The 13,684-nt window shown below is 74.5% G+C and carries 13 protein-coding genes and 1 pseudogene; 5 read left to right on the top strand and 9 right to left on the bottom strand.

The window, feature by feature from the left end; all coding sequences use genetic code 11:
• Positions 1-107 precede the first annotated feature (107 nt).
• On the bottom strand, positions 108-938 hold the full coding sequence (locus ABZ117_RS25715; RefSeq protein ID WP_356824146.1) for an alpha/beta fold hydrolase: 831 nt from the start codon (positions 936-938) through the stop codon (positions 108-110).
• A gap of 180 nt (positions 939-1,118) precedes the next feature.
• On the opposite strand from ABZ117_RS25715, the gene ABZ117_RS25720 reads away from it, so the two are divergent.
• On the top strand, positions 1,119-2,003 hold the full coding sequence (locus ABZ117_RS25720; RefSeq protein ID WP_356824147.1) for an RNA polymerase sigma-70 factor: 885 nt from the start codon (positions 1,119-1,121) through the stop codon (positions 2,001-2,003).
• A 274-nt stretch (positions 2,004-2,277) separates the two neighbouring features.
• Positions 2,278-3,039, top strand: coding sequence for a GntR family transcriptional regulator (locus tag ABZ117_RS25725; protein ID WP_356824148.1), 762 nt, complete (start codon positions 2,278-2,280; stop codon positions 3,037-3,039).
• Positions 3,040-4,142: 1,103 nt separating this feature from the next.
• Here the strand turns inward: ABZ117_RS25725 and ABZ117_RS25730 are convergent.
• From ABZ117_RS25730 to ABZ117_RS25740, 3 genes are all read right to left on the bottom strand, one after another.
• Positions 4,143-5,300, bottom strand: coding sequence for an ROK family transcriptional regulator (locus ABZ117_RS25730; protein WP_356824149.1), 1,158 nt, complete (start codon positions 5,298-5,300; stop codon positions 4,143-4,145).
• A 98-nt stretch (positions 5,301-5,398) separates the two neighbouring features.
• Positions 5,399-6,055, bottom strand: coding sequence for a response regulator transcription factor (locus tag ABZ117_RS25735; RefSeq protein WP_356824150.1), 657 nt, complete (start codon positions 6,053-6,055; stop codon positions 5,399-5,401).
• Positions 6,056-6,069: 14 nt separating this feature from the next.
• The gene (locus tag ABZ117_RS25740) at positions 6,070-7,224 is read right to left on the bottom strand and encodes a histidine kinase (protein WP_356824151.1); all 1,155 of its coding nucleotides are present in this window, start codon (positions 7,222-7,224) and stop codon (positions 6,070-6,072) included.
• A gap of 107 nt (positions 7,225-7,331) precedes the next feature.
• On the opposite strand from ABZ117_RS25740, the gene ABZ117_RS25745 reads away from it, so the two are divergent.
• The 3 genes from ABZ117_RS25745 (at position 7,332) to ABZ117_RS25755 (ending at position 9,479) form a co-directional block, all read left to right on the top strand.
• A complete protein-coding gene (locus tag ABZ117_RS25745) occupies positions 7,332-8,252 on the top strand; it encodes an ATP-binding cassette domain-containing protein (protein ID WP_356824152.1) in 921 nt (306 codons plus the stop codon).
• Positions 8,253-8,254: 2 nt separating this feature from the next.
• Entirely contained in the window at positions 8,255-8,965 is a 711-nt protein-coding gene (locus ABZ117_RS25750) for an ABC transporter permease (protein ID WP_356824153.1), read from the top strand.
• A 61-nt stretch (positions 8,966-9,026) separates the two neighbouring features.
• A complete protein-coding gene (locus ABZ117_RS25755) occupies positions 9,027-9,479 on the top strand; it encodes a hypothetical protein (RefSeq protein WP_356824154.1) in 453 nt (150 codons plus the stop codon).
• Here the strand turns inward: ABZ117_RS25755 and mug are convergent.
• The 5 genes and pseudogenes from mug to ABZ117_RS25780 all read right to left on the bottom strand — a co-directional run.
• Positions 9,440-10,003, bottom strand: coding sequence for a G/U mismatch-specific DNA glycosylase (gene mug, locus ABZ117_RS25760; RefSeq protein ID WP_356824194.1), 564 nt, complete (start codon positions 10,001-10,003; stop codon positions 9,440-9,442). The genes ABZ117_RS25755 and mug overlap by 40 nt on opposite strands.
• Positions 10,004-10,050: 47 nt before the next feature.
• Positions 10,051-11,493 carry an adenylosuccinate lyase gene (purB, locus tag ABZ117_RS25765; protein ID WP_356824155.1) on the bottom strand — a complete coding sequence of 481 codons (1,443 nt, stop codon included), beginning with the start codon at positions 11,491-11,493 and terminating at the stop codon, positions 10,051-10,053.
• A gap of 102 nt (positions 11,494-11,595) precedes the next feature.
• Entirely contained in the window at positions 11,596-12,384 is a 789-nt protein-coding gene (locus tag ABZ117_RS25770; protein ID WP_356824156.1) for an SGNH/GDSL hydrolase family protein, read from the bottom strand.
• Between the two features lie 59 nt (positions 12,385-12,443).
• Positions 12,444-13,478, bottom strand: coding sequence for a hemolysin family protein (locus ABZ117_RS25775; protein WP_356824157.1), 1,035 nt, complete (start codon positions 13,476-13,478; stop codon positions 12,444-12,446).
• A pseudogene (locus ABZ117_RS25780) lies at positions 13,475-13,684 on the bottom strand (hypothetical protein); the annotation flags it as partial. The pseudogene ABZ117_RS25780 and the gene ABZ117_RS25775, both read right to left, overlap by 4 nt.

Here is a 13,684-nt window from a genome sequence, read left to right on the forward strand (position 1 = left end):
TCCGGCCGGTGTGCGGAGCCACACCTACTGGGGCGCCGCGGCGCGCGCGCGAACGCCGGGTGAACAACCGCCCGCTCGGCCGGCCACCGCTCACCCGGCCCGGTGGCTCAGCGGCTGCCGTCCAGGATGACCCTGGCGATCAGCGCCGGGTCGTCGTTCATCGGGCAGTGCCCGCAGCCGGGCAGCCGGACCAGCCGGGCGTGCGGGATGAGCTGCTTGGCCCGGATGCCCTGACGGCGTACGAGAATACGGTCCCGGGTGCCCCAGGCCACCGTGACCGGCAGGCCCGGCAGGGTGTCGGCGAACCGGACGGTCGTGCCCGCCCGCAGGGTCGCCTCGAAACCGGCGGCCCCCACGAGCGCGAGCGTCTCGGCGACCACGGCTTCCGGTGAACGGCGGCCGGGGCGGGCGTAGATGGTGCTGGTCAGCGCCGTGCGGCCGGCCGGCGTGCGCGCCAGCCGCTCCACCAGCGGCAGCGGGAGCCGCTGGGCGATGCCGCGCATCGCGAGCAGCACCGTGAACGCGTACCGCCGCTCGGCCTCCGTCCAGAAGCCCGCCGGTGAGAGGGCGGTGACGGAGCGTACGAGCTTCTCCCGGCCCAGCTCCAGCGCGAGCAGGCCGCCCAGCGAGTTGCCGGCGACGTGCGGCCGGTCCAGCTCCAGCGCCTCGAACAGGGAGCCGAGCACGGTGTGGGTGGTGGGCAGGTCGTACGCCAGGCCGTCGGGCAGGGCCGGTGACGCGCCGAAGCCCGGCAGGTCGACGGCGATCACGTCGCGCTCGGTGGCGAGGATGTCCACGACCGGGTCCCAGGCCTGCCGGTGGTGGCCGATGCCGTGCAGCAGGACCAGCGGCTCGCCGCGGCCCACGCGCGCGTAGGACACGCTGACGTCCTTCGGGCCGTGCGGAGTGGGGACCGGGAAGGAGACGGTGGCGGACATGGGGGTGCTCCTCGTCTGGGCTGCTGACGGACGCCGTAGACAGCTTGTCAGCAATTACTACCGACGGGTAGCCCCCGGCGTCCCTCCGGCACACCCCGGCCCTCGCCCGCACCCGCCCCGCCCCCCGGAGCAGGTCGTTCCGGGTGGACACCGGCAGATGTGCCGGGATGAGATGGGGCCGTGACCGCAGACCTCGCCACCGACGTCTTCGAAGAACACCGGCCCTTCCTCATGGGCGTCGCCTACCGCATGCTCGGGCGCGTCGCCGACGCCGAGGACGTGGTCCAGGACGCCTGGCTGCGCTGGTACCACGCCGACCGCACGGACGTCCGCGAACCACGCGCCTACCTCGTGCGCATCACCACCCGCCTGGCCATCGACCGGCTGCGGCAGGTGCAGTCGCGCGGCGAGGCGTACGTCGGGCCGTGGCTGCCGGAGCCGTACCTCACCGAATTCGGCGACACCGCGCCGGACTCCGCCGACCGCGCCGTGCTCGCCGACACCGTGTCCCTGGCCGTCCTCGTCGTCCTGGAGTCGCTCTCGCCGCTGGAGCGGGCGGTCTTCGTGCTCAGGGAGGCGTTCGGCTACCCGTACGCCGAGATCGCCGCGCTGCTCGACCGCGGCGAGGCGGCGGTACGGCAGCTCGCCGGGCGCGCCCGGCGGCATGTGGCGGAACGGCGCCCGCGCTACGACGTCGATCCCGCCCGGCGCCGGGACCTCACCGAACGCTTCATCGCCGCCGCGGTCGAGGGTGATCTCAAGGGGCTGATGTCCCTGCTCGCCCCGGACGTCCAGCTGGTCGGCGACAGCGGCGGCAAGGCGAAGGCGCCGCTGCGGATCCTGCACACCGCCGACAAGGTCGCCCGCTTCCTCGTCGGCGTCTCGCGGTCCGGCCCGCCGGGACTCGCCCTCCGGCTCGTGGAGGTCAACGGGGGCCCCGCCGTGCTCATCCTCACCGACGGCCGGCCCGACAGCCTGTTCCAGCTGGACATGGCCGACGGCCGGGTCGCGGCCGTGTACATCGTCCGCAACCCGGACAAGCTGCGCTCGCTCGCCGCCCGCTGAACCGGCCCCTTCGTGAGCCCCCGTCGTACGACGGGGGCTCCGCCGTGCCGTGGTGACTCCGCGGTGCGACGGGAGTTTTGCCGCGATGTCACACACACCGCCCCGCGCGAACGGCTCGTGAACGCTCCGCGGCGGGTCCGCCACGGGTCACCCGCCAGGCCAGGATTGGTCTTGACCAAGGGTGGCGGCAGCCCTATGGTCGCAGATAGTGCAACAACCTTTAATAAACAAGGGCGCTAAAAACCGCCGGATCACGGCTCTTGCGGAGGACAGGGTGGGGACCACGCAGCTGGAAACAGTGCCGGAACCGAAGTACTGGCATCTCAAGACCGTGCTCACCGAGGCACTGGACTCCGAGTTCTCGGTCGGCGAGATCCTGCCCAACGAGCGTGACCTCGCGGCCCGCTTCGGCGTGGCCCGCGCGACGCTCCGGCAGGCCCTCGAACAGCTGGAGCTGGAGGGCCGGCTCCAACGCCGCCGCGGGGTGGGCACGACCGTCGCGCCGCCGCGCGTGGGGGTGGCCGTCGGCACCGAACAGCACACCTGGCCCGGCGCCGCCGGGGACGACTGGCAGCTCCTCGACAGCGTGCAGGCACCGCCGCCCGCCGCCGTCGCCGCGGCCCTGGAGACAGGAGCGGACGAAGCCGTCCACACCGTCCGCCGCTCCCGCATGTCCCACGGCCAGCAGGTCGCCACCGAGCTGCTCCACATCCCGGTGGCCTCCCTGCCCGACCTGACCGCGATCGACGCCCCGTCCGGCGCGGCACGCGCGCGTGCGGTGCTGCGCGAGTTGCAGCACCTGCCCCTTGAGGGGAAGGACCGCGCCGTCGAGCTGGGCTCCGCGCGCGCGGAGGACGCCAGGGAACTCGACCGGCTCCCCGGCTCGCCCGTCCTGGTCGTCACCACCCGCTTCTTCGCCCAGGGCCGTACCGCGGCACTGTCGGTCGCCACCTACCGCGCCGACACCTGCCGGCTGACCTTCGGCGACTCGGCGGGCGTGGAGATACACCACGACCCGCAACGCCAGGCGTCCTGACCCGGCCCACCCCTTCCCCCGCACGGCTGCGCGCAGCCGGCGGACAGCGCCCTGCCGGACGCGCCGTACCAGCACGCCTCGCTGCTCCGGCGACCGGACGGCCACGCCCGGCGCCGGACGCGCCCGGCGTCGCGAGCCCGGCCCCCGGCGTCGCGGCGGCCCGACCGCCGTACCCGGCGTGCCACAGCCGTACGACTGCCGTCCCCAGCACCGCGATCACCGGACCTGCCGTCCCGGACGGTCGGCTGCCGCCCGGGTGCCACAGGCCCGGCCCCGGCGCCCCGGCAGCCGGACTGCCGCCCGCAGCGGCACGCTTGTCGTATCCGGTGCCGCGACGGTCGGCTTGCCGCCCGCGGCGGGCCGGGTGCCACAGGCCCGGCCCCGGCGCCCCAAGCGGCCGGACTGCCGCCCGCCGCGGCACGCTTGCCGTATCCGGTGCCGCGACGGTCGGCTTGCCGCCCGCGGCGGGCCGGGTGCCACAGGCCCGGCCCCGCCTCCCCGGCAGCCGGACTGCCGCGCCCGGCAGGCCGCAGCGGCACGCTCGCCGCACCCGATGCCCCGGCAGTCGGGCTGCCGTGTCCAGCGCCCGAGTCACGGCACTTGTGGGCCGGATACCGCCCCGGGGCCCGGCGTCCCGACGAACGCGCCCGGCGTTCCGGCGGCCGGACTGCCGTGCTCAGCGCCGCTAGTCAGCGCACTCGTCGGCCGGCTACCGCCCCCGGTGTCCCGGCGGCCCGATTACCGCGCCCGGCAACCCCGCCCCGGCGGCCGGATCAGCGCGCTCGGGCGCCCCGGCTACCGTCACCGATCACCGCGGGCGGCATCGCGATCAGCGCCCCCGATCTCCGCAGGCGGCATCCGGATTTCCGCGCCCGGCGCCTCGACCACCGCACCGGTCAGCCGACTACCGCACCCGGCACTCCCGCGCCCCGCACCCGCACTCGGCATGCCCGCAGCCCGCACCCGGCACTCTCGCGCCCCGCACCCGCACTCGGAATCCGCGCAGCCCCACCCGGCCCGGCGCCCCCGCCGTCCGCCCCCCGCACTCCCGCGCCCCGCACTCTCCAGGCCGCCCCCGACGCCCCCGCTCTCCCGCCCGCCGGTCAGCGGCGGGCGGTCACCGTGGCGTCCACCGCGAACAGTTGCTCCTCGACGTGGTCCAGGGCGAGGCGCAGTGCCCCGGTGGCGACGGCCGCCTCGCCCAGGAGGGACAGGGCCACCTGGGGCGGACGCAGGCAGTAGCGTGCCAGTTCGCGGCGCAGGGGCTCCAGGACGCCGTCCAGGCCGGCCGCCCAGCCGCCGATCACGACCAGTTCGGGATCGAGTGCCAGCACCAGCGCGGCCACGTCGTGCACCAGCCGCTGGATGAACCGTTCGACGGCCGCCCGCGCCCGCTGGTCGCCCTTGCGGGCCAGTGCGAACACCTCGGCGACGGCCTGCTCGTCCAGTGGGTGCAGCGGTTCGTCGGTGGTGGACAGCAGCGTCTCCGGCGTCGCCTCCCGGCCCAGCAGATGCAGCGCGCCGATCTCCCCGGCCGCCCCGCCGTACCCCCGGTGCAGCCGTCCGCCGATCAGCGCCCCCGCCCCCGGGCTCAGCCCGGCCAGGACGAACACCACGTCGTCCGAATCGCTCGCCGCGCCCTTCCAGTGCTCGGCGACGGCCGCCGCGTTGGCGTCGTTCTCCACCAGCACCGGGCACTTGAAGGACCTGCTCAGCCGCTCGCCGAGCCTCAGGCCGGTCCACTGCGGCAGGGCCGTGCTCAGCCGTACCGTGCCGTCCGCGTCCACGATGCCCGGCGTGCCGACGCCCACCGCCCGCAGCGAACCGCGGGCGACGCCGGCCCGGCGCAGCAGTTCGGCGACCGCTCCGCGCAGCCGGTCGAGCCGCTCGTCCGCCGGGGCCGTCTCGTCGACGTCCTTGGCCTGCGCGCCCAGTACCCGTCCGTCCAGCGCGGACAGCACCGCGGCGACCCGGTGCGGCCCGATCTCCAGTCCCAGCAGATGCCCCGCCTCGGCCCGGAACCGGAACCGGCGGGCGGGCCGGCCCTGCCGGCGCGCGCCGCCCCCGTCGGCCGCCGCCTCCACGACGAGGCCGCCCTCGATGAGCCCCTCCACGACGCCCTCGACGGTGGGCCGGGACAGCCCGGTGACGCGGGTGATCTCGGTGAGCGTCGCGCAGTCCGTCGCCCGCAGCGCGTGCAGCACCACCGCGGAATTGATCCTTCGCAGCAGCGAGGGATCGCCGCCGGTCAGCTGCCCCACCGTCCGTCCTCCCAGCTCGCGGCCGTGTTGGCCGGATCGTACTCGGCCCGGTCCGCCCCGGCGAGTGCCCGGTACCGCCCGCGGCAGGCGCCACTCGCTCACCCCGGCTCCACGAAGCCCGACTCGTAGGCCGCGATCACCGCCTGGGTGCGGTCGCGCGTCCCCAACTTGGCCAGGACGGCACTCACATGTGACTTCACCGTCTCGGTGCCGACGAACAGCCGGCCGGCGATCTCCGCGTTCGACAGCCCGCGCGCCATCAGCCGCAGCACCTCCGCCTCCCGCTCGGTCAGCCGGGCCCGCTCCAGCGCGGCCCGCGCCGGACCGCGGGCGTCGCCGTACCGGGTGGCGAGGCGCCGTACGGAGGCCGGGAACAGCAGCGACCCGCCCTCCGCCACCAGCCGTACCGCGTGCACGATCTCGGCCGGCCGGGCCCGCTTCAGCAGGAACCCGTCGGCGCCCGCGCGCAGCGCCTCGTACACGTACTCGTCGTCCTCGAACGTGGTCACCACCAGGATCTTCGGCGGCTCGGCCACCGTGCGCAGCACCGCGCGCGTGGCCTCGATCCCGTCCAGCAGCGGCATCCGCACATCCATGGCGACCACGTCCGGCCGCAGTTGCCGGACCAGTGGCACGACCGCCGCGCCGTCGGCCGCCTCGCCCACCACCTCGATGTCGGGCTGCGCGGTCAGCACGGCCCGCAGACCGGCGCGGACCAGGGGTTCGTCGTCGACGAGGAGAACGGTGACCGGCATCCGGCCAGCGTAGATCAGCCCAGCGGCAGCTCCGCGCGCACCTGCCAGTCGCCCTCGTCCGGACCGCTGCGGGCGGTGCCGCCGAGCAGCGCGGCCCGTTCCCCAATCCCGCGCAGCCCGCTGCCCCGCCCGGAGCCGGGTATCGGCCCGGGCAGCGGGTTGCGGACCTCCAGCGCGAGCGTGCCGCCCGTGACCGAGACGCGGACCCGCACCGGCACGGCGCCCGCGTGCCGCAGCACATTGGTGAGCGCCTCCTGAAGGATGCGGTACCCCTCACGGGAGACCGGCCCCGGCACCGCCTCTACCGCACCGGTCACCTCTGCGTCGACCTTCGCCCCGGAGGTCCGCGCCGACTCCAGCAGCCGTCCGGCGTCCGCGAGCGTGGGCCGGGCGCTCACCGGCCGCCCGGCCTCCCGCAGGACGCCCAGCACCCGCTCCAGGTCCTCCAGCGCGGCCCGGCCGGTCTCCTCGATGGCCCCCAGGGCGCGGTCGGTGAACCCGGGGTCGCCCGCCGCCCGCGCGGCACCGGCCTGCACCACCGCTACCGTCAGGGCGTGCCCGATCGAGTCGTGCAACTCCCGGGCGATCCGGGTGCGTTCCAGGAGCTGTTCGGTGCGCTCCTCCAGGGCGGCCAGCCGCTCGGCCGCGGACGGCCCGAGGAGCCGCCGCCCGGCGGCCGTGACCAGCTCCCCGAGCCCGACCGCCACGCCGTACAGGGCGAGCAGGGGGAGCGGGGACAGCAGGGCCCAGGCGCGGTGCGCCGGCAGCTGGTCCAGCAGCGGTGCCCCGGCCGGCCCCCCGGTCCACGCGCAGCGTGCCAGCTCGAAGCAGAGGACCGGAAGCCACACGGTGGCGAGTGCGGTCACCGCGCCGAGGAGCATGCGCAGTTCCAGCCAGAGCACGGTACGCAGCCGGTCCGGCCAGGTCGCCGACGGGGCCTCGGAGATGCCCGGCTCCGGCTCGCCGGGCGTGAGCAGCAGCCGTGCCTGCACGCCCTCCCCTCGCCGCACCGCGGGCACGAACCCGAACGGGACGAGCAGCAGCGCGGGTATCCAGGGGGTCGACATGTCGATGAAGAGCCAGACGCTGACCGCCAGCACCGGCACCCACAGATGCAGCAGGCGCGTGTACGTCGTCCCGCGCAGCAGCGGGCGCAGAAAGCGGGCCATGGCCCCATCGTGGCAGGCGGCACCGACAACGGCCGTCCCCCGCACGGGGGAGAGGCTCCCCACCGGCGGGGGAGGTGCCGACGCGCCCGGCCGGCCAGGCTGGTGCCATGACCAGCATCGACGTACGAGACCTCACCAAGGAGTACGGCGGACGGCGGGCCGTGGACGGCCTCACCTTCGCTGTCCGCCCCGGCCGGGTCACCGGCTTCCTCGGTCCCAACGGCGCCGGGAAGTCCACCACCCTGCGCCTCCTGCTCGGCCTGGACCGGCCCACCTCCGGCACGGCCACCATCGGCGGCCACGCCTACGCCCGGCTCCGCGACCCCCTGCACCGGGTGGGCGCCCTGCTCGACGCCCGCGCCGCGCACGGCTCCCGCACCGCCCGTGACCACCTGCGGGCCCTCGCCGTCGGCAACCGCATCCCGGCAGGCCGTGTGGACACCGTCCTGGAGGAGACCGGGCTCGCCCCGGTGGCGCGGCGCCGGGTACGGACGTACTCCCTCGGGATGCGCCAGCGGCTGGGCATCGCCGCCGCGCTGCTCGGCGACCCCGAGGTCGTCCTGCTCGACGAACCCGCCAACGGCCTCGACCCGGAAGGCATCGTCTGGATCCGGACGCTGCTGCGCCGGCTGGCCGCGGAGGGCCGTACGGTCCTGGTCTCCAGCCATCTGATGGCCGAGACCGCCGTGTTCGCCGACCACTTGCTGATCCTGGGCCGGGGCCGTCTGCTCGCCGACACACCGGTCCGGGAGTTCATCCACGCGCGCGTACGGCCCCACGTCCGCGTCCGGACCACCGATCCCGCCGCCCTCGGTGCCCTGCTCGCCCGGCACGGCCACGACGCGTCCCCGGACGAGGACGGCACCTGGACCGTGTGGCACGCGCGCGTGGACGACCTCGGCCGGCTGATGTCCGGGGCGGGCGTGCCCGTCCTGGAACTCGCCGCGCGGGAGGCCACCCTGGAGGAGGCCTACCTCGATCTGACCGCGGCCGAGGCCGAGTTCACCGCACCGTCCCAGGAGGCCTGACCATGCCGTTCGCACCCGTGCTGCACGCCGAGTGGATCAAGATCCGTACGCTGCGCTCCCTGCTGGGCAGCCTCGCCGCGATCCTCGTGGCCACCGCCGCGTTCTCCGCGCTCGCCTCCGTCGACGCGGACGACTCCGACCCGCTGTACTCGATGTTCTTCGGCATCAGTTTCGGGCAGATCGCCGCGATCGCCTTCGGGACGACGGCCGTCTCATCGGAGTTCCGGGGCGGCGCGCTGCGGCTGAGTCTGGCGGCGGTGCCCGACCGGGTGCGCTGGTTCGCGGCGAAGGCCGCCGCGATCGCCCTGCCCACGCTGGCGGTCGGGCTGTTCACCGGCCTCGTCACGTTCCTGGGGGGCCGGGCGGCCCTCGGCGCGTCCGCGCCCGGCTGGGCCGAGGGGCTGCGCGGAGCCGTCGGCTGCGGCCTGTACCTGACGCTGATGGCGCTGTTCGCCGCCGGTGTGGCGGCCGTCCTGCGCAGCGGTACCGCGACCCTCTCCGTGCTGATCCCGTTCCTGCTGATCGTGTCCTTCGTCCTCGGCGACCTGTCCGGCGGTGTCGCCGACCTCCTCCCCGACCGGGCCGGCCAAGTGGCCCTGCACAGCGCCTGGAACGGCACCCTCGGTCCGTGGAGCGGCCTCGCGGTGACCGCGCTGTGGACGGCGGCGGCCCTGCTGGCGGGCGGATGGAGCCTGCGGCGCCGGGACGCCTGACGGCGGGCGGGCACGCCTGACGGACCGCCAATTGTCAGTGCTGCCCGCTTTACTTGACGGCATGGACATCGCGACGTGTCTGAACCTCATCGACGTGCTGTGCGCCCGGGAGTTCCCGGCAGCGCACGGCAGGACGGAGCACGGCGAGAGCGGGCCCGGCTATCACATAGCCGCCTTACGGACGAGCGGGGCCATCCTGGGCCCAGGAGACGGCGACGGCAGTGAGCGGGACGAGACGGAGGCGCAGTACGAGGCCGACCGGGACGGCCTCGCCGAGCGGCTCGAAGAGCGGTGGGGACAGCCGCAGCACCTCAGCCTGTACAGCGTGCTCGACCGGACCGTGGCGGGCGAGGACGTCGCCGAGCCGTGGGCCGGGCTGAGCGGTCACGTCCCCGACGTCCAGCTGTGGCGGGCCCCGGTGGCGGGCCGCTGGGTCGCCCTCGGGGTGTCCCGGTGGGACAGGGAACTGCCCTGTCAGCTGCTCGGGATAGTGACCGAGGCCGACCCGCCGTGACCGGCCCCGTCCGCGGCCTCCCGCAGCCGGGCGAACTCCTCCGCCATCGTGGCCGCCGTCCAGTGCGCGTTCAGCCCACTGGGGTTGGGCAGCACCCACACCCGGGTGCCGCCGATCGTCCGCTCCTGCGGGCCCACCCGGGCCGTACGGTCACCGAAGGCGGCCCGGTACGCGGTCACTCCGACGACGGCCAGCCACCTCGGCCTCAGCCGCGTCACCTTCTCGGTCAGCAGCCGCCCGCCCTCGGCGTACTCATCGGCGGTCAGCTCGTCCGCCCGGGCGGTCGCCCGCGCCACCATGTTGGTGATGCCGAGCCCGTAGGACAGCAGCTCTCCCTGCTCGGCCGGCTTCAGCAGCCGGGGCGTGAACCCCGACAGGTGCAGCACCGGCCAGAACCGGTTGCCGGGTCGGGCGAAGTGGTGGCCGGTCGCCGCCGTCATCAGACCGGGGTTGATACCGCAGAACAGCACCCGCAGACCGTCCGCGACCAGGTCCGGGACGAGACGGTCGCGGGCGGCCTCCAGTTCCGCCTGGGTGAAGCGGGGGGTGCGGGGGGTGCGGGACGCGGGGGTCAGAGGATCGCTCCGGGGGTGTAACCGGCGGCCTCCGGGTGCCGCTTGACGATCTCCTCGATCCGGCCGGCGACCGATGCGACCTGGTCGGCGGCGGCGCCGGTGAAGGACAGCTTGTCGGCCATCAGCGCGGCCAGCTGCTCACGGTCGAGCGGCAGCCGCTCGTCCGCGGCGAGCTTGTCCAGCAGGTCGTTGCGCTCGGCGCCCTGCTCGCGCATCGCGAGGGCCGTGGCCACGGCGTTCTCCTTGATCGCCTCGTGCGCGACCTCGCGGCCGACACCGGCCCGCACCGCGCCCATGAGCACCTTGGTGGTGGCCAGGAACGGAAGGTAGCGGTCCAGCTCACGGGCGACGACGGCCGGGAAGGCGCCGAACTCGTCGAGGACGGTCAGGAAGGTCTCCAGCAGGCCGTCCAGGGCGAAGAAGGCGTCCGGCAGCGCGACCCGGCGCACCACCGAGCAGGACACGTCGCCCTCGTTCCACTGGTCGCCCGCCAGCTCGCCCGTCATCGAGGCGTAGCCGCGCAGGATGACCATCAGGCCGTTGACACGCTCGCAGGAGCGGGTGTTCATCTTGTGCGGCATCGCCGAGGAGCCGACCTGACCCGGCTTGAAGCCCTCGGTGACCAGTTCGTGCCCGGCCATCAGCCGCACCGTCTTGGCCAGCGACGACGGCGCCGCCGCCAGCTGCACCAGCGCGGTGACGACCTCGTAGTCCAGCGAGCGCGGGTAGACCTGGCCGACGGAGGTGAAGGCCCGCGAGAAACCGAGGTGCCGGGCGATCCGGGTCTCCAGCTCGGCGAGCTTGCCGGCGTCGCCGCCCAGCAGGTCCAGCATGTCCTGCGCGGTGCCGACCGGTCCCTTGATGCCGCGCAGCGGATAGCGGGCCAGCAGCTCCTCCACGCGCCCGTGGGCCACGAGCAGCTCGTCGGCGGCGGTCGCGAACCGCTTGCCCAGGGTCGTGGCCTGCGCGGCGACGTTGTGCGAGCGGCCGGCCATGACCAGCTCGGCGTACTCGCCGGCCAGCTTGCCGAGGCGCGCCAGCACGGCCACCGTACGGTCGCGCATCAGCTCCAGCGAGAGCCGGATCTGCAACTGCTCGACGTTCTCGGTGAGGTCGCGGGAGGTCATGCCCTTGTGCACGTGCTCGTGCCCGGCGAGGTCGTTGAACTCCTCGATCCGGGCCTTCACGTCGTGCCGGGTGACCTTCTCGCGCTCGGCGATCGAGGCCAGGTCGACGGTGTCGAGGACACGCTCGTAGTCGGCGATCGCCTCGTCCGGCACGTCGATGCCGAGGTCCTTCTGGGCCCGCAGCACGGCGAGCCAGAGCTGCCGCTCCAGTCTCACCTTCTGCTCGGGGGACCAGAGCGTGGCGAGCTGGGCGGAGGCGTAGCGTCCGGCGAGGACGTTGGGGATGCGGGGCTTGGCGGGCGCAGAAGTCACGTGTCCAGAGTCTACTGGCGGTTCGTGCAGGCCAGCGCCATGGGGGTGTTCGGCGGAAGCTACGAGACCCCTGTCACGTCCCGGCGGCGCCCCGCCGGGACGCTACGCCTGTCCCTCGTACGGCAGCAGTTCCGGGCGCTTGGGCGGGCGGCCGTCGCCCGACGAGCGGCCGGTCAGGCGGCGGCCTATCCACGGGAGCAGGTGCTGCCGGGCGAACCGGGCGTCGGCGACCCGGCGGGAGACCCAGCCCGGCGGGAGCGTCCGCGCCATCGGCACATGCCACTCGGCGTCCTCCGCCTCGTACCCGAGCGTCTGCCACACCGCCTCGGCCACCCGGCGGTGGCCCTCGGCCGTGAGGTGCAGCCGGTCCACGTCCCACAGCCGCGGGTCGGCCAGCGCGGGCGCCCCGTACAGGTCGACCACCCGGGCGCCGTGCTTGGCCGCCAGCTCCTCCACACAGGCGAACAGCTCCTCCATGCGCGGCCGGAACCGTTCCAGCACCGGGCCCTGGCGGCCGGGGCTGCGCATCAGCACCAGCTGCTCGCAGGCGGGCGTCAGCCGCTCCACGGCCTCGGTGAGCAGATCCCGGACCCGGTTCATGTCGCACTTGGGACGCAGGGCGTCGTTGAGTCCGCCGACCAGGGTGATGACGTCGGGCCTCATGGCCGCCGCCAGGGGCACCTGCTCGTCGACGATCTGCCCGATCAGCTTGCCGCGCACGGCGAGATTGGCATACCGGAACCCGGGGGTGCGGGCGGCCATCCGCGCGGCGAGCAGGTCGGCCCAGCCCCGGTAGGAGCCGTCGGGCAGCAGGTCCGACATGCCCTCGGTGAACGAGTCACCGAGGGCGACCAGGCTGGTGCAGGGGGGAGGAGTGGGATTCGTCTGCATGGCGACAGCGATGCTATCCCGACCCCATACCTGCCGGTCGGTCGGGTCCGTCGGAGTGCTCAGGTGAGGTCAGGTCCGGTCTGGGCGGGCTGGCCGAACAGCTGGCGCAGTACGTCCTCCATGGTCACCAGGCCGGCCAGCCGGCCGTCGTCGCCGAGTACGGCCGCGAGGTGCGTCCGGCCCCGCCGCATCGCGGTGAGCACGTCGTCCAGCGGCGTCCGCTCCCGCACGCGCGCGATGGACCGCATGTCGCCCAGCCGGAACGGCAGGTCCCGCGGGGTCATGTCCAGCGCGTCCTTCACGTGCAGATAGCCCACGATCCGGCGGCCCGCGTCGACCACCGGGAAGCGGGAGAAGCCCGACTCGGCCGACAGCCGCTCCAGCTGCTCCGGGGTGACGCCCACGCGCGCGTAGACCACGCGTGCCAGCGGTACCACCACGTCCCGTACCGGGCGGCTGCCCAGCTCCAGGGCGTCGTGCAGCCGTTCCTGCGCCCGGTTGTCGATCAGGCCCGCCTCGCTGGCGTCCTTCACGATCTCCGCCAGTTCGGAGTCGGTGAAGGTCGCCGCGACCTCGCCCTTGGCCTCCACCCGGAGCAGCTTCAGCAGCCCGTTGGCGAAGGTGTTGACCGTGAAGATCACCGGCCGGAGTGCCCTGGACAGCGCGACCAGGGGAGGGCCGAGGGCCAGTGCGCTGCGCACCGGTTCGGCGAGCGCGATGTTCTTGGGGACCATCTCGCCGAGCAGCATGTGCAGGTAGGTCGCGAGGGCCAGCGCGATCACGAAGGACACGGCGTGACCGACGCCCGTCGGCACACCGGCCGCGTGGAACACCGGCTCCAGCAGATGCGCGATCGCCGGCTCGGCGACCACACCCAGCACCAGGGTGCACAGCGTGATGCCGAGCTGGGTGGCGGCCAGCAGGGCCGACACGTGCTCGAGCCCCCACAGCACGCTCCGCGCCCGCCGGTCGCCCTCCTGGGCGAGCGGCTCGACCTGTGAGCGGCGCACGGAGATGAGCGCGAACTCGGCGCCGACGAAGAAGGCGTTGACGACGAGGGTCGCCAGGCCGATCAGCAGTTGCAGGGCGGTCATCGGGTCCCCTCCGGCCTCTCGTCGTTCGATCCGCCGGCCTTCTGGGTCTTCTCTCCGGCTCGGTCGCCGGCCCTCTCACGGGCCTTCTCTGCGGCGCGGTCGCCGGCCTTCTCACGGGCCTTCTCTGCGGCGCGGTCGCCGGCCTTCTCACGGGCCTTCTCTGCGGCGCGGTCGCCGGCCTTCTCACGGGCCTTCTCTGCGGCGCG

This window comes from Streptomyces sp. NPDC006309 (assembly GCF_040613095.1).
Taxonomy (GTDB): domain Bacteria; phylum Actinomycetota; class Actinomycetes; order Streptomycetales; family Streptomycetaceae; genus Streptomyces.